Raw genomic sequence first — 23173 nt, 5'->3', positions numbered from 1 at the left:
ACATATCATGAGTTTGCCTGTTCGACAATTTCACGATCAGGAGATCCTGCAGGCCCGGGGTCCGAAAAACGAAGTCTCGCAGTCCCAACCTTATGCATTTCTGAATGAACGAGAGGCGTCCGCCGCAGGCCATCCGGTAGAGATTTCGACGATCTTCCTGACGAACCGTGAATGCCCTTTTCGCTGCCTGATGTGCGACCTCTGGAAGAACACGACCGATAATCGCGTTTCCCCGGGCGCCATTCCTGAGCAGATCCGCTACGCCCTGAAACAGCTGCCCCCTGCCACCCAGATCAAGCTTTACAACAGTGGTAATTTCTTCGACGCCAAAGCGATTCCCCCCGAGGACCTGCCTGAAATCGCGGAACTGATCCAGCCTTTTGAACGTGTAATCCTCGAGAATCATCCCCTGCTCTGCAATCAGGCCTGCCCGGAGTTCCAACAACAGATCCCCGGTCAACTGGAAATCGCGCTGGGACTGGAGACGATTCATCCCGAAGTACTGCCGGCTCTCAACAAACGCATGACCTTAGACGACTTTGCCCGGGCTGTTTCTTTCCTGAGAGAGCACGCTATTGAAGTCCGCGCGTTCATTCTGCTGAAACCTCCGTTTCTGAATGAGGCGGAGGGTAGTGAATGGGCGATTCGCTCCGTCGAATATGCATTTTCACTCGGCGTCAGTTGTTGTGCCATCATTCCCACTCGACCGGGGAACGGCATGCTTGAACGTCTGCAGTCCACAGGTGAGTTTTCTATTCCCCAACTTTCTTCCGTTGAAAGTGTGCTGGAACAATGCCTGCAATTACGTCAGGGGCGGGTGCTGATGGATCTCTGGGATCTGGAGTCACTGTATGCTGATGAATTCAATCTAACGCAACGACTGGATCGATTGTCTCAGATGAATCTGACGCAGACCGTCATTCCTTCAGTCTGACACCTTAGTCCTCACCCAGCAGCGCCAGAAATTCATCTTCCGAAAGAACGGGTACTTCCAACGACTGTGCTTTCGTCAGTTTACTACCGGCATTCTCCCCCGCTACCAGGTAATCCGTTTTCGAAGATACCGATCCCGAGGCCTTGCCTCCGTGTTTCTCGATGAACTCCTTAGCTTGATCACGGGTAAATCGCGATAGAGTGCCGGTGACAACCACGGTCTTACCTTCGAGGGCACCAGCGGGCTTTTCCTGTTTGGAAACCGGTGTCCCCATATTCAGCCCCTCTTCCTTAAGATCTGCAATCAGCTTTTGACCGAAATCGGAGTGGAAGAAGTTATACACAGAACCAGCGATCACGGGACCAATCTCATTCACATCCGCCAGGTCTTCCTCGCTCTGTTTGGTAATCTCGTCGATGGTTCCGAATTCCCGTTCGAGAATCCGGGCATTACTGGCCCCCACATGCCTGATGTTCAGCCCCGTGAGTAACCGCCAGAGCGGCTGCTGCTTGGAACTTTCGATGCCTGCCAGCAGATTATCGATCGACTTTTCTCCCTGGCGTTCGAGGTTAATCAGATCTTCGTAATGTTCGTCAAGACGATAGATGTCGGCCAGTCCCTTAAGCAATCCGGATTCCAGCAACTGCTCGATCATCTTGATGCCCATGCCTTCGATATCCATCGCCTGACGCGAAGCGTAATAGCGGAGAGTCTCGCGAACCGTAGCGGGGCATTCCGGATTAGGACAGCGAATGTAAACGCCCCCTTCATCCTGAACCAGTTCCGTATTACATTCAGGGCAATGCGTGGGGAATTCGAGTTCCTGCTGAGAGCCATCCCGGCGATGCTCTTCCACACGCACCACGTGTGGAATGATTTTGCCGGCTTTTTCCACGACGACCCAGTCGCCGATCTGAATCCCCAGCCGCTGCATTTCATCTCGATTGTGCAGACTGGCCCGAGAAACCGTGGTCCCGGCGATCTGGACCGGTTCCAGGTTAGCTACCGGAGTCACCGTTCCGGTTTTACCCACCTGGAAGACAATCGATTCTGCCCGGGTGACCGCTTCATATCGTTCCCATTTATACGCCACGACCCACCGCGGGCTCTTGGACGTATTGCCCAGTTGATCGCGCTGATCAAAGCGATTGACCTTAAGCACAATCCCGTCAACCTCAAAGTCGAGCGAGTGCAGGTCATCCATCATGGTCTGGGCATGTTCCATGGTCTTTTCCAGGTTGGGAAAAGCCTTAACGTTGGGTGTCGCCGGGATACCCATTTCTTGAATCGCGTCGAGATATTTGACATGCGTCTGAAAATCAACACCTTCAACCGCTCCGATACCGTGCGCAAAAAAACGGATTTTACGTTTTGCACACAGTTTCGGGTCCAGCAGTTTCAAACCGCCTGCTGTTGTGTTGCGCGGGTTGGCAAACGGTTCTTTCCCCTGCTCCTGCATTTCTACATTGAGCACCTGGAAATCAGAATTGCTGATGTAAGCTTCTCCCCGGATTTCCAGCAGCGCGGGAGGCTTTTTTGCATTCAGGCGCAGAGGAACTCCACCAATGGTGCGGACGTTGTGGGTGATGTCATCCCCAGACTGGCCATCGCCGCGGGTCACTCCCTGTACGAGGTGCCCGTTTTCATAGACCAGGGAGACTGCGACACCGTCAATTTTATACTCGGCCGTCAGTTCGACCTGCTCTTCTCCAAGCAGTTTACAGATGCGGGTTTCAAATTCCTTGAGACCATCCAGTTCAAAGATGTTGTCGATCGAGAGCATCGGCAGACGATGGGCAATCGTCTGAAACCCCTCTATCGGTGCCCCACCCACTTTTTTAGTAGGGCTATCGGGGGAATCATACTCCGGATGTGCTTCCTCGAGCTGCTCCAGCCGCTTCATCATCTTATCGAATTCGCGGTCGGATATTTCCGGCTTCGCCTGAATGTAATACAGCCGGTTATGATGCTCGAGCTGCTGACGCAGCTCTTCAATTTCTTTTTGAACGCTCATGGAAATATCCGCAATGAATCAGTGGAAGCGCAGGCAGGTCAGGAATCAGACTCTTTGAGCAGTTTTTCCTGTTCCGCCTGTTTGAGGTCGGCTTCGACCATCAGGCGTGCGAGTTCTTCAAAGGTGACTTTAGGTTCCCATTTGAGCTTTTCACGGGCTTTGGTGGGGTCCGCACAAAGCAGTTCGACTTCTGCAGGTCGATAAAACTGCGGATCGATTTCAACATATTTTCGCCAGTCGAGTCCGACAGAACCGAAGGCGGCTTCCAGAAATTCACGAACCGAATGCGTTTCGCCGGTTCCGATCACAAAGTCATCCGGTTTCTCCTGCTGGAGAATCAGCCACATCGCTTCGACATAATCGCCGGCGAAACCCCAGTCCCGCTTCGCGTCGATATTTCCCAGATAAAGTTTGTCCTGCATCCCGAGTTTGATACGTGCGATGGCCTTGGTAATCTTGCGGGTCACAAAGGCTTCCCCCCGTCGCGGCGATTCGTGATTAAACAGGATGCCGTTACAGGCAAACATGTTGTAAGATTCACGATAGTTAATCGTCAACCAGTAGGAAAAGACCTTGGCACAGGCGTACGGGCTGCGGGGATGGAACGGCGTGGTCTCGCTCTGAGGAGTCTCAACGACCTTACCAAACATCTCGCTGGAAGATGCCTGGTAGAAACGGACCTGCTTGCCACTCTGCTGCTCATAATACCGGATCGCATCCAGCAGACGCAGAGTGCCGACACCTGTGACTTCCGCGGTGTAAACCGGAATGTCAAACGAGAGGCGGACGTGACTCTGGGCGGCCAGGTGATAGACTTCGTCGGGCTTGACCCGATCCAGAATTTCATTCAGATTCGAGCCTTCTGCGAAATCACAATAATAGCAGTTATGAGGGGGTTCTCCGATCCCTGGCTTACTGCAGGATGTGATCCCATGGACTTCATAGTCTTTACTTTCCAGGAACCGGGAAAGGTAATATCCATCCTGGCCATTAATTCCAGTGATCAGGGCAACTCGACTCACGTCACGAATCCTCTATGTAAATACTTTGATGGTAGTAAAAAATGACTGGTTCTTCCGCCAGTATCTGCAAGTTTAGTGGTTTTCCCCCAAATCGCAACGGTTGAACGACAGCCTGATGAATGCGATCTATTTACCATCCTGATTCTGGGCCGACCGGTGCCCCTTGATGTAGTATTTCAGAATTTCCCAGCGTCTGATGACCCCCAGCATGCGATGCGGCTGTTCGCGTGAAACAACCGGCAGACAATCGTAGGAACCTTCGCGAAATTTGCTCCAGACCCGTGCCAGGGAATCGTCGGGATAAACAACGGTTTCCAGATTATTCGCCAGGTCAGCCGCGCGGACCAGGGAACCAATCTTGGGGTCAAACAGGGTATTACTCAGATCCTGATAGCGAATGACGCCCACGACCTCTTCATTTGGACCAATCACGGGGAATGTATTGTCGTGGCTGTGTTCGATAAACGAAATCACTTCGTTGAACGTCGCCGTCTGGGCAATGCCCTTGACGTTCTTACGATATAGCTGTTCGACCAGAATCTGATCGGGAGGTTGATCGATTTCGGACAACAGACCGAAAGAGACCAGGAAACGGCGGATCATCGATTGGAATTCGCTGATCGGATCGCCGGCGGTATGATGAATCGCATGGATCAACGGGACTTCCCCTGCCCGCAAGACTGACTGGCGAATCATGATGGGACCGACAATTTCGAAGAAGACCACCGATCCCAGAATGATGGTCTGCAGGTGACCGCCCAACACGGGATCCCGGCTGACGGCGATTGCTGAAAGCGCGATCGCAGCTCCCGCCTGGGCAAACAGGGCTGTTCCCAGCCAGAGTGAGACTTCGGGTTCTTCTCCCCGCATCCGGGCCGGTATGAAAATACCGATGTATTTACCGACCAGACGCAGCACGATGTAGCTGCCCCCAATCAAACCGGCTTCAATAAACTGCTGTGGTTTGAGTTCCGCTCCGTGAATGATAAAAAACAGCACACAGAGGAAACCGGTCAGCGGGTATAGTTCGGCTTCGACCTTCGGGACATCCTCTTCAGCCAGCGAGTTCGCGACTGTGAAACCCATCGCCAGAAACGTCAGCATATAGGGCACGCCTGTTGTGCGACATAAGCCGAGAGCCAGTGCAATCAGACCGACAAACATGATCAGACGACGGCTGCCTTTGATGATGGAGCTGCCGTAGCTGATCATCAGACCGCCGAAGACGCCGATGAATACGGACCCGAAAATATCGAGTAGTAGGTGTCCCAGTTGGGGCAGTACAGAGGCATGTGCACTGTCTCCCTGCAGAAAGAAGACAGCCACAAAGATCACTTCGAAAGCGATGATGGAAATCAGGTTGTTGAGGGCCACCAGGATCCCGGTGTATTCTGAAATTGGCCCCTCTGACTGCATTTCCTTCAGTACGAGAATCGTCGTCGCCGGTGCAGTAGCAATCGCGAGCGCCCCGAGCAGAATCGCCGCTCCCGGAGATTCCCCTACCAGCAGCAACCCCACGAATACAATGAAAAATGTACCGAGGACCTCTCCGATCGAAAGTGGCAAGACTCGTTTAAACAGGCGACGCAGACGGGAGAGAGTAAAGTGATTCCCCAGCCCGAACAGAACCAGTGCCATAGCCAGGTCCGTCAGCGGCTTGAGCTCTTCCAGGTGTTCATGGGGAATCAAATCCAGAATCGCTGGCCCCAGGATCACTCCGATCAACAGATAGGCGGTCACCTTGGGCAGGCGAAAGAGCTCCCCCAGGGTACCTGCCAGCAAACCAGCTGCTAGAAAGATTCCCAGAGTAAAGATGATATGCCATGAGCCCATTCGAACGTCCTGTTCTAGAGGTGATGAAATTGATTACGGGCCGATTATAGCAGATTAGGGTGAGCGGTCGATCCTGAACCCGGCTCTCCGGCCTTAAAAAAATGATAGTAAACTATTATCAGATATCAAGTTCGAGCTAACGCTATTTCACCCCTTATTCATCGAGAAGGCGTCTGGGCCTGGTGAGACGATCAGTCCAGATTCATGGTCACCGTCTTCAATTCTGTATAGTTGGCAAGCCCGGCCGCCCCCAACTCACGCCCGATGCCACTCCGTTTGAATCCACCAAAGGGAGCGGCGGCATCAAACACATCATAACAGTTCACCCAGACGGTTCCGGCCTTGATACTCTGCGCCATGAGGTGTGCTTTTTTCACGTCACTGGTCCAGACCGCTGCCGCCAGCCCAAACTGGGTATTGTTGGCACGCGTGATGACTTCATCCAGGTTTTTGAACGGAAGAATGCTCATTACCGGTCCAAAAATTTCATCGGTGGCGATCGGCATATCATCGGTCACCTGATCGAAGACCGTCGGCTCTACGAAGTAACCTTTCTCACCAAAACGGGATCCACCGGTTACGCATTTTGCCCCGGCCTCAGTCCCTTTCTGGATGTAGCTCAGAATCTTCTCCATCTGTGCCTGATCGACCTGTGGGCCTTGAGTGGTTTCGGGATTGAGAGGATCTCCCAGCTTACGGGCCGAAGCTCTCTCGACAATCTTGGCCACGAATTCTTCATGAACGGCTTCTTCAACGAACAATCGACTGCCGGCACAACAGCACTGCCCCTGGTTAAAGAACAGCCCGAACTCAGCACCTGCTACAGCAGCGTCCAGATCGCTGTCGGCGAAAACGACATTCGGACTTTTCCCGCCCAGTTCAAATGTCAGGCGCTTGAGGGTCTGGGCGGCATCAGCCATGATGATTTTGGCGGTCGCATCTTCCCCCGTGAAGGCAATCTTATCAACATCTGGATGCTTGACTAATGCGGCACCTGCGGTGGGACCGTAACCAGGTACCACGTTGATGACCCCGGGTGGATAGCCGGCTTCCATCGCCAGTTCCGCCAGACGCAGACAGGAAAGCGGCGTCTGTTCTGCCGGTTTCATGACGATTGTGCAACCGGCCGCCAGTGCAGGTGCCCATTTCCAGGCAACCATCAGCAAGGGAAAGTTCCAGGGAATGATCTGACCGGCGACACCAATGGGTTCCCGTCGCGTATAACAGAAATGGTTGCCGCGAATTGGAATGGTCGCGCCTTCGATCTTGTCTGCCCAGCCGGCATAGTACCGCAGGCAGTCAATTACCAGAGGCAGGTCTGCAGCACGACTGTCTCGAATCGGTTTGCCGTTATCCAGAGACTCCAGTGCAGACAGCTCTTCAATGTTTTCTTCAATCAGGTCGGCCAGACGGTACATCAGCCGCCCTCGATCCCGGGCATCCATCTTCGACCAGGGTCCTGTTTCAAAAGCAGCCCTGGCAGCTTTAACGGCCAGATCGATGTCAGCTGCATCCCCTTCCGCTACTTCTGCGATGATTTCTTCTGTAGCCGGATTGACTGTCGCAAAAGTTTTCCCGCTGACCGCATCGCGCCATTCACCATCGATCAGTAACTGAGTTCTGCGAATCTGGGGAGTAGCTGCTACGGTATCTAAAGCGTCTGTGGCCATGACGTGATCTCCTGAGGTTCTAGCGAGCGTAATTGGATCAGGAACAAAGGTTGTTCATCAACAGACACTAAAGACAGGTCTGCTCTACCCTTCCATTCTGATGTTTTTTGCTCTGCTTCTCAAGAGGGATGTGTGACTGCGCGCAGAATTCACGCAGTGAGAGTTATTCTTAGCAGAAGCGACTGGCTTAGATGGCCCGCAGAATCGCGGCAGCACTCTGCCCAAAGGAGGTTCGGCTGACCGACATCGTCGTTGGTGTAATGAGCGGCCGAACTTCACCGTGCACGATATCCAGGTTACACAATGGATCCGGCGTTTCGTAGTTCAACGTGGCTGGAGTTGCACCATGCCGCAGCGACAGAATACTGGCTGCGAGTTCAACAGCTCCAGAGCCGGCATCGAAGTGACCGAAGTAGCTCTTCAGTGCTGTAATCGGGATCTTAACCGCATCATCGCCGAACAGTCGGTGGTAGGCACGTGCTTCGACCTGATCGTCGATCTTCGTGCTCTTACCGTGGGCATTGATGTGCCCCAGTTCGGAAGGTCTGATTCCTGCCTGACGCACAGCCGATTCAACAGCCCGCATCAGGCCGGTATCGTTCTGCTCGTCTGAACTGCCATCACAGCCGGCACCGAGTCCGATTACTTCCGCATAGATTTCAGCACCGCGGCGAACGGCATGATCATAGTTTTCGACCACGAAAGCTGCAGCACCTTCACCGAGAATCGTACCATTGCGATCACGATCGAATGGACGACAGGCACGTTTGGGATCTTCATCGCGTGACAGCAGATCGATGAGATTCTTCCGGGACAGATCGACGGGATTGATGTTGGAGGTACAAGCACCGACAACCATGCAGTCGACTGCGCCACGCTTGATCCAACGCATCGCTTCAGCCAGAGCCAGTAAGGCAGAAGAGTCCTGGCTGGTAATCGTGTTATTCGGTCCCTGAGCGTTATGCTCAATGGAAATATGGCAGGCTGGCATGTTGGGGAGCTGTCGCAGCATCCACAGCGGAGTGATCTGCCCCAGAACGTCTTCACCCCAGCGGGTGACTTCGAACGAATCATCGGCAGCACAGCGGTTGACGGCTTCGACCAGTTCATCGGGAGTCGTCGGAATGTGACCAGCACCAAAGGAGACACCAAAACGCTCAGGATCAACGGTTCCCCGTTTGATACCTGCGTTTTTCACAGCATCGGAAGCAGCAGACACCCCAAGCTGGATGTCGCGTGACATGACTTTGATGAATTTCTTGTTGTAGAGGTGCTCGTCCGGATTGAAGTCTTTGACTTCTGCAGCCAGTTTGGACGGAAGATTCTCGATTGGAATTGATTGTAGACGATCAATCCCCGAAACACCTGAACATATATTGCGCCAGAAACTGTCTATACCGATACCAATTGGAGATACAACTCCAATTCCGGAAATGACCACGCGCGTTTGATTTGACCCAGCCATCTTAGCCTGACCCTTAATTTCCTACAGAGAAACAGTTCCAGTCCTTTTTGCGAACTGTTTCAGCCTATAGTTATAAGATCTACGTAACTCTCGACTTAACACATTCTGTGTCAAGCAAATGGAGAATTACCACTGCAGCTTATCTCGAGTTCCTTCTCCTGTTTATATTATCGGAAAAAGGCAACCCAAAATCTGAGAGTGATCTCAAACCCTGCTTAATAACCCTTAAAGTAGTCAGATTTAACAAGTTATATCGCTATAACCGGTTAGCAGGCCAGTTGGCAAAAAGGTGAGACTTAATTCCGGACTGCGCCCGCAGAACTCAAGGAAGGTGCTGTAAAAGCAAGGTGGAATGAGAGGTAAAACTCCCGTTTCAGGTTGGAAATCCTTTTCACAGTTTTGAGTGAAATCCAGCCAGAACTAATAATATAATTGAGGTCCCCTTCAATCATACCTAGTTTCTGGTAGATACCAATCAAGGTGTATTACACACTGACCAGACAAATTTGTCAAGCGAATTCACAGAAAAGCCGCCCTGAATGGTACTTTCAACCTGACTGCCAGAGTTTGACACTTCAGCAGCCAGGCCGTCTATTATGCATCGATAATTTCAAAAATCGCCTCTACTTCAACAGCCACACCTGTAGGCAGAGCCGCAAAACCGAGTGCACTGCGGGCGTGATAACCATCGCCGGTCTTGCCGTAGAGCTCGTGGAACAGATCAGAAGCACCATTAATCACCAGGTGCTGATCGGTAAAATCAGGAGTCGAGTTGACGCAGCCCAGCAGCTTGATGACCCGCAGCCCATCGAGTGTTCCGTGCTCATCCCGAACTGACCGCAGAATCTTGACGGCACAATCGCGGGCCGCAGCAATCCCTTCTTCGAGGCTTACGTTTTCACCCAGACGTCCTTTCTGATCACTCACATGACCAGAAGTCATCAACAGGTTACCGGTACGAATACAGAGATTGAGATACCCAGGTTCAACAGGCTCAAAATTCAGCCCCAGTTCAGCAGCTTTCTGCTCAGCGGACATAGTCGACTCCTTCAGGAAAGAACATTTAGTAATTCATTCCGCGTACTTTAGAAGGATTGTCACCGATTTACAATCGAGGTGACTCAGATAAAGAACTGGAAGTCCCCCGCCGGAGGGAAGGCATTTTGAAAATGCTGAATTTCAGGCTGCTTCTGTTCTGCCTGCCAGAGAATGGAGATCACATCGAACCGTGCGGGATGCTTCAGCAGACCATGTTTTTTAAGAAAGACGCCTGCCAGACGGGTCAGTTGTTTCTGTTTCTGTCCTGTTACGGACTCGAAGGGCTGACCTTTCGCGGTTGATTTCCTGGTTTTGACTTCGACAAAGACGACCGTTTCCTGATCGAGGGCGATAATGTCTATTTCGCCGAGTTCAATGCGATACTGGCGAGCAAGAATCTGATAACGGTGCTGTTTCAGATAACGGACGGCGGCACGCTCACCCCGATCACCTAGAAATCTGCCAAACCAGTTTCCAGCCATAAGCAGCCTCTTCGACAAGGGGCAGGCTCAATCGTAAGTGCGCACCAGAACGTCTAACAGCAGCACTGCTGCAGTGACAGTGCTGCTGTTTCTGTTTCGATCGATTACTCGCCGTCTCTTTTGGCGCGACGCTCGGTCAGACGGGTTGCTTTACCAACGCGATCGCGGAGGTAGTACAGTTTGGCGCGACGAACGCGACCGTGACGTTTGACATCCAGCTTGGCGATTTTGGGAGAGTGCACAGGGAAAATTCGCTCTACACCTTCACCGGCTACGATGCGGCGAACGGTGAAGTTTTCACGGGTTCCGCTGCCGCGACGGGCAATCACAACACCAGTGAAAACCTGGATGCGTTCCTTGTTACCTTCCTTGATACGGGTATGCACGTCGACGGTATCGCCGATTTCGAACTCAAGCGGCTCTTCACGAAGGCTTGATTCTTCTACTTTTTTCAATAATTCCTGCATGACTTCAAGTCCTCTTGGCACGCCTGACTGACTCTGAAAGAGCCCTTGGGAACGTGCTGTTTACGTTAAAAAATCAGGTTGAATTTGATTCCGACTCAGTGAGAAGATCATTTCGTCGCTCGCGAGTTCGCTGCAGACTCTGCTCATGCCGCCAGCGCGCAATCTCCTGATGATTTCCACTTAATAATACTTCCGGAACTTCCATTCCACGAAAGTTTTGAGGCCGTGTGTACTGCGGATATTCGAGCAGTCCCGATTCCGAAAAGGAATCATACTTGGCACTGCTCTCGTCTCCGAGTACTCCGGGTATGAGCCGGATCACAGTCTCGATAATCAACATGGCCGGGACTTCCCCTCCGTTGGTGATGAAGTCGCCTGCCGAAATTTCCATTGGCTCCAGACCAATGCGGATTCGTTCGTCGAACCCCTCGTATCTTCCACACAATAAGGTGAGCTGACGTTCTTGGGATAACTCCTGGGCCAGTTTCTGATTCAGCGTTTTCCCCTGAGGGGTCAACATGATCAGCTTACCGGGTTCCGGAACCACCTGTTGAACATGCTCTACACATTGATAGACCGTGTCACAGCCTATCAGCATCCCTGGTCCACCGCCGTAAGGGCGATCATCTACCGAGGCATGCTTGTCTGTTGCCCAGTCCCTGAAATTCCAACGCTGAACCTCGACCAGTTGATTTTGAATCGCCCGCTTGAGCAACCCCTGCTCAAGATAGCTGTCAAACAGTTCGGGAAACAAAGTCAGAATATCAAATCGCATAATGCTCACTCACAGAGCAAAACGTCAGGGCTGACGCAGACCTTACTCTTCTGTCGGGGTTTCTTCAGCAGCGGTCTCTTCTGCAGGTGCTTCAGCTGTTTCTGCTGATTCGCCAGCTTCTGCTTCCGGTTCGGGAGCAGGAGGTTCTTTGGGAGCCTGCATGGGAGCCGGTGCCGCAGCGGAACCGAATTTGTTTTTCTTGACCTTCTTGATCAGTGTTGCCACGTTTTCGGAAGGTTTAGCACCAACTGACATCCAGTAATCCACACGTTCCATGTCGATCACGACGCGCTGTGCTTTGTCAGCGACGGAGGTGTCATAGGTACCAATTTCTTCGATCGCTTCACCGTCACGTTGTTTGCGTGAATCCATTACACAAATACGATAGAACGGGCGATGTGTCCGGCCCATTCTTTTCATACGAATTCGAACTGCCACAAATTTCTCCTTTAGGATACTAACTCTAAACTTTGGAAGATACAAAAATTGAATTCAATTGAGATCGCCTCTGAATCAGCGATTCTTTTTTCGCTGCTTCTTTTTGGCTTTTTTGTCTTTTTTTCGCTTCTCACGCAGCTTGCTGATATCACCACCACGCTTGCTGCGTTCTTTTTTCTTGGTCATGCCTCCCATGGGGTCCATCATGCCCCCGGAAGAGAGCTCGCGCATCGCTTTCATCTTGTCACGCATGCCCATGCCGGCCATTTTCTGCATCATGCCGGCCATGTTATTGAAATCCTTGACCAGACGACTGATGTCCGAAGGATCGGAGCCACTTCCCATGGCAATCCGGCGGCGACGGCTGTGATCGATCAGTTCGGGATTTTCCCGTTCTGCAGGAGTCATCGAACCGATGATCGCATCAATCCGCTTCATTTCAGCACCAGGGTCGACATCCGGATTTGTATCCAGCAGTCCCCCCACTCCGGGAATCATTTTCATGATTTCCCGCATGGGCCCCATTTTGCGGATGGTCGCCATCTGCTTCTGGAAATCAGTCAGGGTAAATTTACCCTGTGCCATCCGGTTCTGGAGGTCGGCAGCTTCTTCTTCATTAAACTGCTGCTGTGCCTTCTCCACCAGGGAGACGACGTCGCCCATACCCAGAATACGTCCTGCCATCCGGTCTGGATGGAATGTTTCCAGGCGATCGAGGGCCTCTCCGACACCGATGAACTTGATGGGAACTCCGGTGACTTCTTTCACACTCAGAGCGGCACCACCACGGGTGTCACCATCCAGTTTGGTCAGAATGACGCCATCCAGTTCCAGCGCTTCGTTGAACGCTTTGGCACTGTTGACTGCGTCCTGACCTGTCATCGCGTCGCAAGCGAAAATGACCTGGTCGGGCTGGAGCTTACGTTCGATCTGCTCCAGCTCTTTCATCAGATCTTCGTCGATGTGCAGACGACCGGCGGTGTCGAGAATAACCGTATCGACATTCCCAAGCTTCTTCGCCTGGCTAAGACCATTCTGACAGACTTTGACGGCGTTGTTTCCGTCCGGAGCCTCTGCATGAACCGGTACTTCTACCTGACCGGCAATGACTTTCAACTGTTCAATCGCCGCGGGACGCTGCAAGTCGGCAGCGACGAGCATTGGCTTACGTCCCTGCTCTTTCAGCAGGCGGGCCAGCTTACCACAGGTTGTGGTTTTACCACTCCCCTGCAGACCACACATCATAATGACGGTGATGCCTGACTTTTTGAAATCGAAACCGGGTTCGACCGGGCCCATCAGGTTGATCAGTTCCTGGTGGACGATCCCGATGATCTGCTCATCAGGGCGAACGGCTTTCAGAACTTTCTCACCAACTGCCTGCTCGGTCACCCGATCAATAAAGCTGGTGGCTATTTCATAATTAACGTCTGCTTCCAGCAACGCCTGTCTGACCTGGCGCAACCCGTCCCTGATATTGCCTTCGGTGAGCTTTCCACCCTTGGCAAGACCGGTGAGTGCATCTTTCAGATTGGCAGTTAATCCTTCAAACACTTTAGATAACCAGACCGTTAAATGTTAATCGTGGGTGCATTTATCGCCTGGAAAAGCGATAAAAACAGTGCCTCAAATCAGCTCATTCTCAATGGAAGCTGAGCGCCAACACGCAACGTAAGCCAAGCAATAACCGCAGGTTAAGACAAGCGGAGACTGTCGATTTCGCTGTTGGTATTCATGAAGTTATGATGAGGCAATAACTTGCATCAAGCCGTGGAGTTTAAAAACTGACTGAACAATACACAACGGTTCCAGCCCACCTTTTTAAAATTCTTACCCCTTTTGGTCCACAGATTTCCTACAATGTTATACACAAGCCGCAACATTCTGCAATAATGTCATCAGGCAGTGGACTCTGAGTCAGCCGATTATCTGCCCCTGATGGGGCTGCAGCTGTTTTTTTGGATTTGTTGATCCCGGAAACCTTATAATCAGGCCCCAGATTGTGTATGGTTCGTGATTGCGAAAGACTGCTCCCGCCTTAACTGGCCACCAGTACACAAGAACCGTCCAGCCTGCTATCGTGTCACGTCTTTTTAGAGTGTGACCACAATTCATCACCGGCAAGACCTGGTCAAACGATTCTGTCAGAGAACTATCCAAGTTGGAACGAAGAAAACGAAAATGAGTAACACACAAAACCTGTTTAACAAAGTCTGGGATTTACACGCTGTCAAAACTCTGGAATCCGGTCAGGATCAACTGCTGATCGGCCTGCACCTGATTCACGAAGTGACCAGTCCTCAAGCTTTCGAAATGTTACGCGACCGCGGTCTTAAAGTTCTGTTCCCCGAACGGACCATTGCCACAGTCGACCACATCGTCCCCACTCAGAATCAGGCACGCCCTTTCGAAGACAATCTGGCAGAACAGATGATGTCCGCGATTGAGAAGAACTGCGCCGAATTCGGTGTCACGCTGCTGGATGTCTCCGATGACCGTCAGGGAATCGTGCACGTCGTTGGACCAGAACAGGGACTGACACAACCCGGCATGACAATCGTCTGTGGTGACAGCCATACGAGTACTCACGGCGCTTTTGGTTCGATCGCACTGGGAATTGGAACAAGCCAGGTTGCCCATGTGCTGGCCACCCAGACCATGGCACTGGGACGTCCTAAAGTCCGTCAGGTCAAAGTAAACGGCGAACTCGGACCAGGCGTAACCGCAAAGGATGTCACCCTTTACATCATTCGCAAACTGGGCGTTCAAGGTGGCGTTGGATACGCTTACGAATATGCCGGCGATGTCTTCGACCGGATGACGATGGAAGAGCGGATGACGGTCTGTAACATGAGCATCGAGGGTGGTGCCCGCTGTGGATACATCAATCCCGACCAGACCACTGTCGATTACCTGCGGGGACGTCCGCATGCCCCTCAGGGAGAAGCCTTCGAAAAAGCAGCCGAATGGTGGCTCAGCCTGGCCTCAGGTCCGGATGCCGAGTTTGACGATGTCGTCGAATTCGATGCAGCCGATATCGAACCTACCGTGACCTGGGGTATCACCCCCGCCCAATCCGTCGGCGTTTCCGAGTCACTGCCCGCCGTCTCCAGCTATCCTGCAGACGAGCAGACACTGATCAAAGAAGCCTATCGTTACATGGAACTCGAAGAGAACCAGCCGATCAAAGGCCAGAAGATCGACGTCGCTTTCATCGGCTCATGTACCAACTCGCGAATTTCCGACCTGCGTGAAGCAGCGAAAGTCGTCGAAGGACGGCATGTGGCTGAACACGTTAAAGCCCTCGTTGTTCCCGGCTCTCAGCTGGTTCGTAAACAGGCTATCGAAGAAGGATTGGATAAAATCTTCATCGAAGCCGGCTTTGAATGGCGTGAAGCCGGTTGCTCCATGTGTCTGGCCATGAACCCGGACAAACTGGTGGGCAACCAGCTGTGTGCTTCTTCCAGCAACCGTAATTTCAAAGGACGACAGGGTAGCCCCACAGGCCGTACCCTGCTGATGAGCCCGACCATGGTTGCCGCTGCTGCCGTCAGTGGCTGCGTCACCGATGTCCGCGAACTGTCTGGTGCCGCTACCGCGTAATCTGTCACGCTCACAGGACCGTCCAACCTTACGAACAGCCAATTCCATTTAAGATATATTTGAAGACCGAATCATGACTAAAATTGAATCCGTAACCGGAACAGGTATCCCTCTGCTGCTGGATGACATCGATACAGACCGCATCATTCCCGCCCGCTTTTTGCGGTGCGTGACCTTTGAAGGTCTGGGAGAACATGCATTCGAAGACGATCGCCTGCAGGACCCCGATCATCCGTTCGATAAACCCCAATACCAGAACGCGTCCATCCTGATCGGCGGACGAAATTTCGGCTGTGGTTCTTCACGTGAACATGCCCCCCAGTCACTGATTCGCTGGGGAATCCAGGCGATTATCGCTGAATCATATGCAGAAATTTTCTTCGGAAACTGCACCTCACTGGGTGTGCCCGCCGTCTGTGCTTCGCGTAAAGCGCTGGAACAACTGGATCAGGCTGTGAAGGCCAATCCCGACCAGGAAATCACTGTCGACCTGCTGGCAATGAAGGTTCGCTGTGGAGATCAGGAGTTCGATTGTACGCTGCCTGACAATGCACGCTCCGCCTTGACCACAGGTACCTACGACTTCCTGGCACAGCTGCTCAAGAGTACGGACGAAATCAAAGACCGGGCCGCTGATGTGCCTTACTTTACTTCGTTTGCCTGAGTCAACGCGTTCAGATCTCCGCCTGTTTCAGAACGGGCGGAGGTTTCGGTGTCTGTCAGGCAAGCGCACGACTTGACATACCCAAGATGTCCCCATGTCTGAAAAAAAAACGACAAGTAATCGGCGAGACTTTCTGACCGGCCGCGTCCTGAAACAGGCTGCGGAGCGGGTCGGAAATGATATTGCTGATTACCTGAATGATGCGACGGAAGATTTTGCGGCCCCCTCCGGTGGCTCGACAATCCGTCTGAGCACACGGGCCATGGCAACCGAGTTTGCGGTTGTCATGAACCCTGGCCCCAGTCAACAGGTGATGCACGCCTCCGATGCTCTGGACCTGATCCATGAGCTCGAACATCTGATGACCGTCTACAAGCCCACCAGTGAGATGTCGCGCGTCAATACTCAGGCCGCGAACGGTGCCGTCTCCATGGATCCGCGACTGTTCGAAATCCTGGACCGCTCACGAGAAATCTGCGTTGATACGAAAGGTGGCTTTGATCCCTCCTCCGGTCCTTTGATTGCCCTCTGGCGGGAATGCCGCCTGCAGGGGCGGATTCCTACTGAAAAAGAGATTTCAGACTGCCTGTCCCACACCGGCATCGATCAGTTCGAATTTGACAATCTGGCCCACACCATCCGTTATCGTTCGCCCCAAAATGAACTCAACCTGGGAGGCATCGGCAAAGGCTATGCCCTGGATCAGGCCGGACGGTTTCTGCTTGATCAGGAACTGGAAGACTGGCTCTTCTACGGCGGCTTCAGCAGTATTCTGGCCAGGGGCACACACAATCAACTACCAGGCTGGCCGGTGGGAATCAAAAACCCACTGTTTACCAGCCAGCGACTGGGAACAATTCTGCTCAAGGACTGCTCGATGTCGACCAGCGGTTCTTCCGTGCAGCATTTTCGGCATCAAGGGAAGCGTTACGGGCATATTCTTGACCCCAGAACAGGCTGGCCGGTCTCAGAATTACTGTCTGTAACGGTTATTGCCCCTGATGCAGCCCTGGCAGACGCACTTTCCACCGCTTTTTACGTAATCGGCATCGAAAAGGCTCTGGAGTATTGCGATAATCATACAGAAATCGGTACGATCTTAATTCCCCCGCCTGCGCATGGCAGAAAACTCTCCCCGGTGATTCGTGGAATCCCCAATGAGTTTCTGTTCCTGGACCGCGACCAATTGTTGTCATAACTGTTTGTCGCTATAAGGGAATCTTCAACAGAACAGACTGATTTCCGGCAATTGTTTTCTCTTCACCAGAGAGACCTGCCTGCCCTGTTCTGATGAATGCTGATCTCAGACAAGACAGCCAATGTCCTGTCGTCTTCAGCGTCGTCCGCCTGTCAGAATTCAGCACAGATTGTCTCTGCTGATCGCACAGCGTCGCGACCACCATTACGGAAACACAAGCCAAACCCATAGAAATCCCCTAAAATCAAGAGGATTGACGAGTGCAAGATTTAAAGAAAATTACAGGGATTGCCATCCTGTTCATCGTTGTCTTACGCCTTTCCATCGGCTGGCAGCTGTTGTACGAAGGCATGTGGAAAATTGAAACGCTCAGCTCAACCAGACCCTGGACCGCTGCAGGCTATCTGAATAATGCCAAGGGCCCCTTCCGCGATCAGTTCCGGGATATGACAGGTGACCCCAATGACCTGAACTGGCTGGATGCAGACAAAGTCAAAGCCAAGTGGACTGCCTGGGAACAACGTTTCCTGAACCACTACCCGAACCTGACCGACGAACAGAAGTCGCGTCTACACCAGATGATCCATGGCAATAAATATTTTGCTGCTAAACTGAGTGCCTTACCGCCTGAAGTCAAAATCGACGGTAGCCTTGGAAGCGTGGTCAGCTACGATCCTGAACGTAAGTTGCTGCTCGTTGATGGTAAAAAGCACATCACACCTCGCGAAAAGCAGCGACTGCAGTCGATGGTGCCCGTCAAAAAAGGCGCCGATGGTAAACTGACCGGCGGTACCGAACTCGATCGCGAATTCTACGACGCAGTTGATAAGGCCTATGCTCGTTCCTCACGTCTGAGCTACATCGAAAAGATGCAGGCTTCACTGCGGGGGAATCCCGAACTGGCAGGGGAGATTGATGTCGAGCAGGAAGGAACGATCGACGGAAAACGGATCGGTAAGATCGAACAGTACAAGATCGCCCTGGATCGATACGAACAGAAACTGGCCAAGGCGGACCAGGATTACAAAGTCGATCATCTGAACAAAATCTGGTCTGAAATCCAGCAGATGAAAGGCGAACTGGTCAACCCGATTCGCGCCATGGAAGACGAAATGGAGTCGGAAGCCCGGGAGCTTCTGACAGCCGAACAACTCGCAGCCGGACCGGTTCCACCGGAAAACACGCAGATCCACCGGGTCAACATGATGACCATCGCCAGCTTAACGGTTCTGGGAATCCTGTTGCTGATTGGACTGGGAACCCGCGTCGCAGCCATCGCTGCAGCCGGCATGCTGCTTTCCTTCTATCTGGTAATGCCTCCCTGGCCGGGAGTTCCTGAAGCACCAGGTCCGGAACACAGCTTTATCGTCAACAAGAACCTGATCGAAGTCCTTGCACTTTTGGCGATCGCTGCCCTGCCAACCGGTACCTGGTTTGGCATTGATGGACTGTTTTACCGATTTTTCCAGAAACGGAAAAAAACAGCGAATAAAGCCAGCTAAATCGGTACCAAGTAACGTAATAAGTAAAGGTACAGCTTACAAACGCCTTGTTTCCCACCTATAATAACCACTAAACCTTAAATTTCCTCCAATAAGGTAACACTTACGCGTTGCGTACCAGGGAGAACCAATATGAATTTGACACCTGAACAGGAACAAATCGGTAAAGACAACTTCAACGAAGCAGTTTCGTTTACACGACGTGATTTCATCACGACCGCTGCTGCAGCAACAACCGGCCTGGGAGCCGCCTACTTCGGCTATGAAAAGCTCAAAGGTAAGCCGGTAAAAGTTGGTTTTATCGGCACCGGCGATGAAGGCAGCGTGCTTATTACACAGCATCCGCCCGAATACATGGAGATCGTGGCGATAGCCGATCTGCGGCCTTCCAACCGCAAGAAAGCAATGCACGGTCACGGCAACGAACACCGCGTGGGCCTGATCAATAAACTGGGTGATGAAAAAGCAGCCAAGATCAAACAGTTTGATGACCATAAAAAACTGATCGCCGCCAAGGATCAGCTGGGTCTGGAAGCAGTCGTTATCGCTGTTCCCCTGAGTCAGCATGCTCCGATCGCCATGGCAGCTTTGGATGCAGGACTGCATGTGCTCTCAGAAAAACTGATGGCCCACAACATTACCGAGTGCAAAGAGCTCATCAAAAAAGCCCGCGAGAAAAACCTGCTGCTGGCTGTAGGTCACCAGCGTCATTACAGCGTTCTGTACGATAACGCCAACCAGCTGGTCAAAACCGGTCTGCTGGGCGATATCCGTCATATTCGCGCTCAATGGCACCGGAACAACAGCTTCCCCGGTCGTGACAGCTGGCGGAAAGGTGTCCCCAAAGAGGACAAAGCAGCCCTGGAGAAAGTAGTCCAGGAATACGGCTACGACAACATGGACGAACTCATCAACTGGCGTCTGTACAACAAAACCGGTGGCGGTCTGATGGCCGAACTGGGCAGTCACCAGCTGGATGCCTGCAGTATCTTCCTGGGTAAAGTTCATCCGCTGGCCGTTCAGGGTTACGGCGGGAAAAACTTCTACGGTGTCAAAGGCATCGGATCCAAGGACAAACAGGAAGATGATCGCGAGATCGACGATCACGTCTACGTGACCTTTGAATTCCCAGGTCCTCACTACGATCCGGAAACGAATCCGCGTGACATCTGCATCGTGACTTACTCCTCGATCAACACCAACCGCTGGGAACCTTACGGTGAAACCGTCCTAGGTAGCCGGGGAACCCTGATCATGAAAACCGAAAAAGAAGCCCTGCTCTTCAAAGAAGCCAGTCCTTCTACCGGCGGTGGGGGTCCAGACCAGCGTCTGTGGGTCATCAAGTCCAGCGATGGAAGTGGCCCGGTTCTGGATGCGTATGAAACGACAGCACCTTCCGCTGCCGCTTCAGATACGACCAAGGCCATGGGTGACAAGATCAGCCGCGGTTATACAGAAGAGATGGAACACTTCTGCCACTGTATTCGTACCGACAACCACAAAGGTCCTCTCGAAGGCGGCCTGAAGTGTAACGGTACGGTCGCGATGGCAGATGCGATCATGGCACTCACAGCCAACCTGGCCATGAAGCACAAAGTCCGCATCGAGTTCAAACCGGAATGGTTCGATCCCGATAACCCGGCCACCCCGGAAGCCGACTTTGCAGATAAAACTGCCTGAGTGCGGTCTATTGAATTCCAACTCGAATTCGACAATGATTCAACAATGCCGAGGAGTCCTTTCCTCGGCATTGTTGCTTTTTAAACCGTACTGACTTCTGCTTCAAAGGGGATCCACGTGTCGGAAGGACGCAAGGCAGGCCTGTTTCTCATCTTCGTAACTGTTTTTATTGATCTGCTCGGTTTTGGAATCGTACTCCCCCTGCTCCCGCGATATGGAGAGCATTTTGAAGCAGGCGGTACCACGCTCGGGCTGTTAATGGCATCCTTTTCCGCCATGCAGTTTCTGTTCGCCCCGATCTGGGGGCGCCTGTCAGACCGTGTGGGACGCCGTCCGATTTTGATTCTGGGGCTCGTGGGCTCCACCTTCTTCTACGGCCTGTTCGGTTTCGCGACCTCACTGGGGAATACAGGAACATTTCTAGGAATCGGCGCATTAACCTGGCTCTTTATCACACGGATCGGCGCCGGCATCGCCGGAGCCACGATTCCGACAGCGCAAGCATACATCGCCGACATTACCGGCCCCAAAGAACGCGGTAAAGGCATGGCCCTGATCGGTGCCGCCTTCGGTATCGGCTTTACGTTCGGCCCACTCATCGGTGCTGCTTTTGTTTCTGCAGAAGCGGGAGCGACTCCCAGCGCTGCTCCCGGCTATGTGGCCAGCGTGCTCTCCGGCATCGCTGCCCTGCTGTCTATTTTCAAATTACCGGAATCACTCCAGCAGAAAACGTCAGAGTCACTGACTCGTCGCCACCACTGGTTTGATATCGCCAGCTTCAGGCATGCACTCTCAAAACCACGAATCGGTCTGATCCTGTTGACCATCTTTTTAACCACCTTCGCCTTTGCCCAGTTCGAATCCACCCTCTCACTGCTCACGCAGGAACTCGGATTCGCTGCCCGCAGCAACTTCTTCATCTTTGCTTACATTGGCCTGATCCTGACGCTCAGCCAGGGCATTCTTGTGCGACGACTGATCCCCAAGCTGGGGGAATTTCGCATGGGACTCATCGGAATCGTCTTAATGGTGATTGGACTGTTATTAATTGGGGTCGCCGGTAATTCCGGTTCCTACCCCCTGCTCTACGCGGTTCTCCCTATCTCGGTGATTGGCTTTTCCGCCACCACCCCCTCCCTGCAGTCTCTGCTTTCGCTGAATACTTCAGAGGATGAACAGGGAGGAATTCTGGGAGTCGGCCAGAGTATCTCAGCTCTCGCACGAATCCTGGGACCGCTGGCCGGGATCATTCTGTTCAAGGGAACCAGTAATGGACTGGTAGCCGGCAGCATTACCGCTCCCTACTGGGCGGGAGCAGGAATCATGGTATTGGGACTGCTGTTGATGAGCGGTCTTAAATCAGGCAATTCAGAATCGAATGTTTCTACACAAGTCGAAACTTAAGTCCAGAGAGCGGCTTTCGAACCCGGGCTTGTCCTAACTGCCGGAATTTGATAAAGATACCGCAGATTTGGTATAGATCTTTTCCGGTAATCATTCAGACAGGCACGGATGCCATGCTCAATCGAATCTTACAGTCAAAATGGACCAGACGCAGCTTACTTACTCTGGCCACTTTACCATTCGTCCTTTCCAGTATCGCTTACTGGAATGGTTCTACCGTGCAGAAATCGATGGCAGGAGCCCCTCGCCCTGCTCTGGCATTTGAAACATTTCTTGTCGACCGGGGAATGATCAAAGAGACCGAACGTGTCGTCGGTGCCCGATTTCGCTTCAAAAACCTGAGCGATCAGACCGTCACCGTCAAAGAACTCATTCCCAGCTGTGGCTGTCTACAACCGCATCTGGAGAAACGGGTCTATGAACCTCACGAATCAGGCGAGTTCATCCTCAAAATGGAAACGGCGGGTGAATCTCCCGGACAGAAGGAGCTCTTCGTCGACTTCAAATACGAAGATACGATGGAACGCGTGGCCCGCTTGACATTCAAAGTGGAACTTCCCATTCGCAGACTGGTTGTTAAACCGAAAGCACTGGTGATCTACCAGTTCACCCCCGGTCGCACCGTCCACCCCGTGACGGTCTCTGATTACCGTGGCGGTAAAGATTTTGAAATCATCAGCGTCAAGAGCACATCCAAATATGCCAAGGTGGAACTCGGTGCACTGGAAAACAACGATGGACTCCGACAGCAAAAAGTGGATGTGATCGTAGAAGATCTTGTGCCGCCGGGAAAACATGACGGTCTGGTTGTGATCAAGACCAACGATACCGATTTCCCGGAACTCTACGTGCCTTTAATAATCCAGGGCCCCGATCAGAAAACCGTTCTCAGGCCCGAAGTCGCTTCACCGCAAGCCAATTGAGGCGTCCTCAAACCCTGCGATCAGCAGTTTTTGTGACTTCTAAGACTTTTTTCTGACTATT

The 23173-nt window shown here is 52.4% G+C and carries 19 protein-coding genes; 8 read left to right on the top strand and 11 right to left on the bottom strand.

The window, feature by feature from the left end; all coding sequences use genetic code 11:
- Positions 1-7 precede the first annotated feature (7 nt).
- Positions 8-934: a radical SAM protein gene (locus tag F1728_RS30340; protein WP_228030418.1), complete on the top strand. Its 927-nt coding sequence runs from the start codon at positions 8-10 to the stop codon at positions 932-934.
- A gap of 4 nt (positions 935-938) precedes the next feature.
- On the opposite strand, the gene ligA is transcribed toward F1728_RS30340, so the two are convergent.
- The 11 genes from ligA to ffh form a co-directional block, all read right to left on the bottom strand.
- Complete coding sequence (gene ligA, locus F1728_RS30335; protein ID WP_155367138.1) at positions 939-2948, bottom strand: NAD-dependent DNA ligase LigA; 2010 nt, start codon at positions 2946-2948, stop codon at positions 939-941.
- A 38-nt stretch (positions 2949-2986) separates the two neighbouring features.
- Positions 2987-3970 (bottom strand): GDP-mannose 4,6-dehydratase, encoded by a 984-nt coding sequence (gmd, locus tag F1728_RS30330; RefSeq protein WP_155367137.1) that lies wholly within the window; start codon positions 3968-3970, stop codon positions 2987-2989.
- A 126-nt stretch (positions 3971-4096) separates the two neighbouring features.
- Positions 4097-5803 (bottom strand): cation:proton antiporter domain-containing protein, encoded by a 1707-nt coding sequence (locus F1728_RS30325; RefSeq protein WP_145185573.1) that lies wholly within the window; start codon positions 5801-5803, stop codon positions 4097-4099.
- A 191-nt stretch (positions 5804-5994) separates the two neighbouring features.
- Positions 5995-7473: an aldehyde dehydrogenase family protein gene (locus F1728_RS30320; protein WP_155367136.1), complete on the bottom strand. Its 1479-nt coding sequence runs from the start codon at positions 7471-7473 to the stop codon at positions 5995-5997.
- A gap of 187 nt (positions 7474-7660) precedes the next feature.
- Entirely contained in the window at positions 7661-8938 is a 1278-nt protein-coding gene (locus tag F1728_RS30315; protein WP_155367135.1) for a beta-ketoacyl-[acyl-carrier-protein] synthase family protein, read from the bottom strand.
- A gap of 594 nt (positions 8939-9532) precedes the next feature.
- Positions 9533-9976, bottom strand: coding sequence for a RidA family protein (locus F1728_RS30310; protein WP_155367134.1), 444 nt, complete (start codon positions 9974-9976; stop codon positions 9533-9535).
- A gap of 83 nt (positions 9977-10059) precedes the next feature.
- Positions 10060-10458: a YraN family protein gene (locus F1728_RS30305; protein WP_155367133.1), complete on the bottom strand. Its 399-nt coding sequence runs from the start codon at positions 10456-10458 to the stop codon at positions 10060-10062.
- Positions 10459-10562: 104 nt separating this feature from the next.
- Complete coding sequence (gene rplS / locus F1728_RS30300) at positions 10563-10925, bottom strand: 50S ribosomal protein L19 (RefSeq protein WP_145041361.1); 363 nt, start codon at positions 10923-10925, stop codon at positions 10563-10565.
- 73 nt (positions 10926-10998) lie between these two features.
- Positions 10999-11700, bottom strand: coding sequence for a tRNA (guanosine(37)-N1)-methyltransferase TrmD (trmD, locus tag F1728_RS30295; RefSeq protein WP_155367132.1), 702 nt, complete (start codon positions 11698-11700; stop codon positions 10999-11001).
- 42 nt (positions 11701-11742) lie between these two features.
- Complete coding sequence (gene rpsP, locus F1728_RS30290; protein WP_155367131.1) at positions 11743-12138, bottom strand: 30S ribosomal protein S16; 396 nt, start codon at positions 12136-12138, stop codon at positions 11743-11745.
- Between the two features lie 75 nt (positions 12139-12213).
- A complete protein-coding gene (ffh, locus tag F1728_RS30285; RefSeq protein WP_145185592.1) occupies positions 12214-13692 on the bottom strand; it encodes a signal recognition particle protein in 1479 nt (492 codons plus the stop codon).
- Between the two features lie 627 nt (positions 13693-14319).
- Here ffh and leuC point away from each other — a divergent pair.
- From leuC to F1728_RS30250, 7 genes are all read left to right on the top strand, one after another.
- The gene (gene leuC / locus F1728_RS30280; protein ID WP_155367130.1) at positions 14320-15741 is read left to right on the top strand and encodes a 3-isopropylmalate dehydratase large subunit; all 1422 of its coding nucleotides are present in this window, start codon (positions 14320-14322) and stop codon (positions 15739-15741) included.
- Between the two features lie 73 nt (positions 15742-15814).
- Positions 15815-16405, top strand: coding sequence for a 3-isopropylmalate dehydratase small subunit (gene leuD, locus F1728_RS30275; protein ID WP_155367129.1), 591 nt, complete (start codon positions 15815-15817; stop codon positions 16403-16405).
- Positions 16406-16499: 94 nt separating this feature from the next.
- Positions 16500-17603 carry an FAD:protein FMN transferase gene (locus F1728_RS30270; RefSeq protein WP_155367128.1) on the top strand — a complete coding sequence of 368 codons (1104 nt, stop codon included), beginning with the start codon at positions 16500-16502 and terminating at the stop codon, positions 17601-17603.
- Between the two features lie 260 nt (positions 17604-17863).
- A complete protein-coding gene (locus tag F1728_RS30265; protein WP_155367127.1) occupies positions 17864-19105 on the top strand; it encodes a DoxX family membrane protein in 1242 nt (413 codons plus the stop codon).
- A 132-nt stretch (positions 19106-19237) separates the two neighbouring features.
- The gene (locus F1728_RS30260; protein ID WP_145185607.1) at positions 19238-20785 is read left to right on the top strand and encodes a Gfo/Idh/MocA family protein; all 1548 of its coding nucleotides are present in this window, start codon (positions 19238-19240) and stop codon (positions 20783-20785) included.
- 117 nt (positions 20786-20902) lie between these two features.
- The gene (locus tag F1728_RS30255) at positions 20903-22189 is read left to right on the top strand and encodes an MFS transporter (protein ID WP_155367126.1); all 1287 of its coding nucleotides are present in this window, start codon (positions 20903-20905) and stop codon (positions 22187-22189) included.
- 113 nt (positions 22190-22302) lie between these two features.
- Complete coding sequence (locus tag F1728_RS30250) at positions 22303-23112, top strand: DUF1573 domain-containing protein (RefSeq protein WP_155367125.1); 810 nt, start codon at positions 22303-22305, stop codon at positions 23110-23112.
- Positions 23113-23173: the final 61 nt, after the last annotated feature.

This window comes from Gimesia benthica, from assembly GCF_009720525.1.
GTDB classification, from domain to species: domain Bacteria; phylum Planctomycetota; class Planctomycetia; order Planctomycetales; family Planctomycetaceae; genus Gimesia; species Gimesia benthica.
Note: the sequence above shows the minus strand (reverse complement) of the source record. Positions and strands in the feature narration are given on the sequence as shown.

What these genes read in the sequence shown, in the direction of transcription:
- F1728_RS30340 (WP_228030418.1), top strand. Translation starts at nt 8, where the DNA reads ATGAGTTTGCCTGTTCGACAATTTCACGATCAGGAGATCCTGCAGGCC.
- ligA (WP_155367138.1), bottom strand. Translation starts at nt 2,948, where the DNA reads ATGAGCGTTCAAAAAGAAATTGAAGAGCTGCGTCAGCAGCTCGAGCAT.
- F1728_RS30325 (WP_145185573.1), bottom strand. Translation starts at nt 5,803, where the DNA reads ATGGGCTCATGGCATATCATCTTTACTCTGGGAATCTTTCTAGCAGCT.
- F1728_RS30320 (WP_155367136.1), bottom strand. Translation starts at nt 7,473, where the DNA reads ATGGCCACAGACGCTTTAGATACCGTAGCAGCTACTCCCCAGATTCGC.
- F1728_RS30315 (WP_155367135.1), bottom strand. Translation starts at nt 8,938, where the DNA reads ATGGCTGGGTCAAATCAAACGCGCGTGGTCATTTCCGGAATTGGAGTT.
- F1728_RS30310 (WP_155367134.1), bottom strand. Translation starts at nt 9,976, where the DNA reads ATGTCCGCTGAGCAGAAAGCTGCTGAACTGGGGCTGAATTTTGAGCCT.
- F1728_RS30305 (WP_155367133.1), bottom strand. Translation starts at nt 10,458, where the DNA reads ATGGCTGGAAACTGGTTTGGCAGATTTCTAGGTGATCGGGGTGAGCGT.
- rplS (WP_145041361.1), bottom strand. Translation starts at nt 10,925, where the DNA reads ATGCAGGAATTATTGAAAAAAGTAGAAGAATCAAGCCTTCGTGAAGAG.
- trmD (WP_155367132.1), bottom strand. Translation starts at nt 11,700, where the DNA reads ATGCGATTTGATATTCTGACTTTGTTTCCCGAACTGTTTGACAGCTAT.
- leuC (WP_155367130.1), top strand. Translation starts at nt 14,320, where the DNA reads ATGAGTAACACACAAAACCTGTTTAACAAAGTCTGGGATTTACACGCT.
- leuD (WP_155367129.1), top strand. Translation starts at nt 15,815, where the DNA reads ATGACTAAAATTGAATCCGTAACCGGAACAGGTATCCCTCTGCTGCTG.
- F1728_RS30270 (WP_155367128.1), top strand. Translation starts at nt 16,500, where the DNA reads ATGTCTGAAAAAAAAACGACAAGTAATCGGCGAGACTTTCTGACCGGC.
- F1728_RS30260 (WP_145185607.1), top strand. Translation starts at nt 19,238, where the DNA reads ATGAATTTGACACCTGAACAGGAACAAATCGGTAAAGACAACTTCAAC.
- F1728_RS30250 (WP_155367125.1), top strand. Translation starts at nt 22,303, where the DNA reads ATGCTCAATCGAATCTTACAGTCAAAATGGACCAGACGCAGCTTACTT.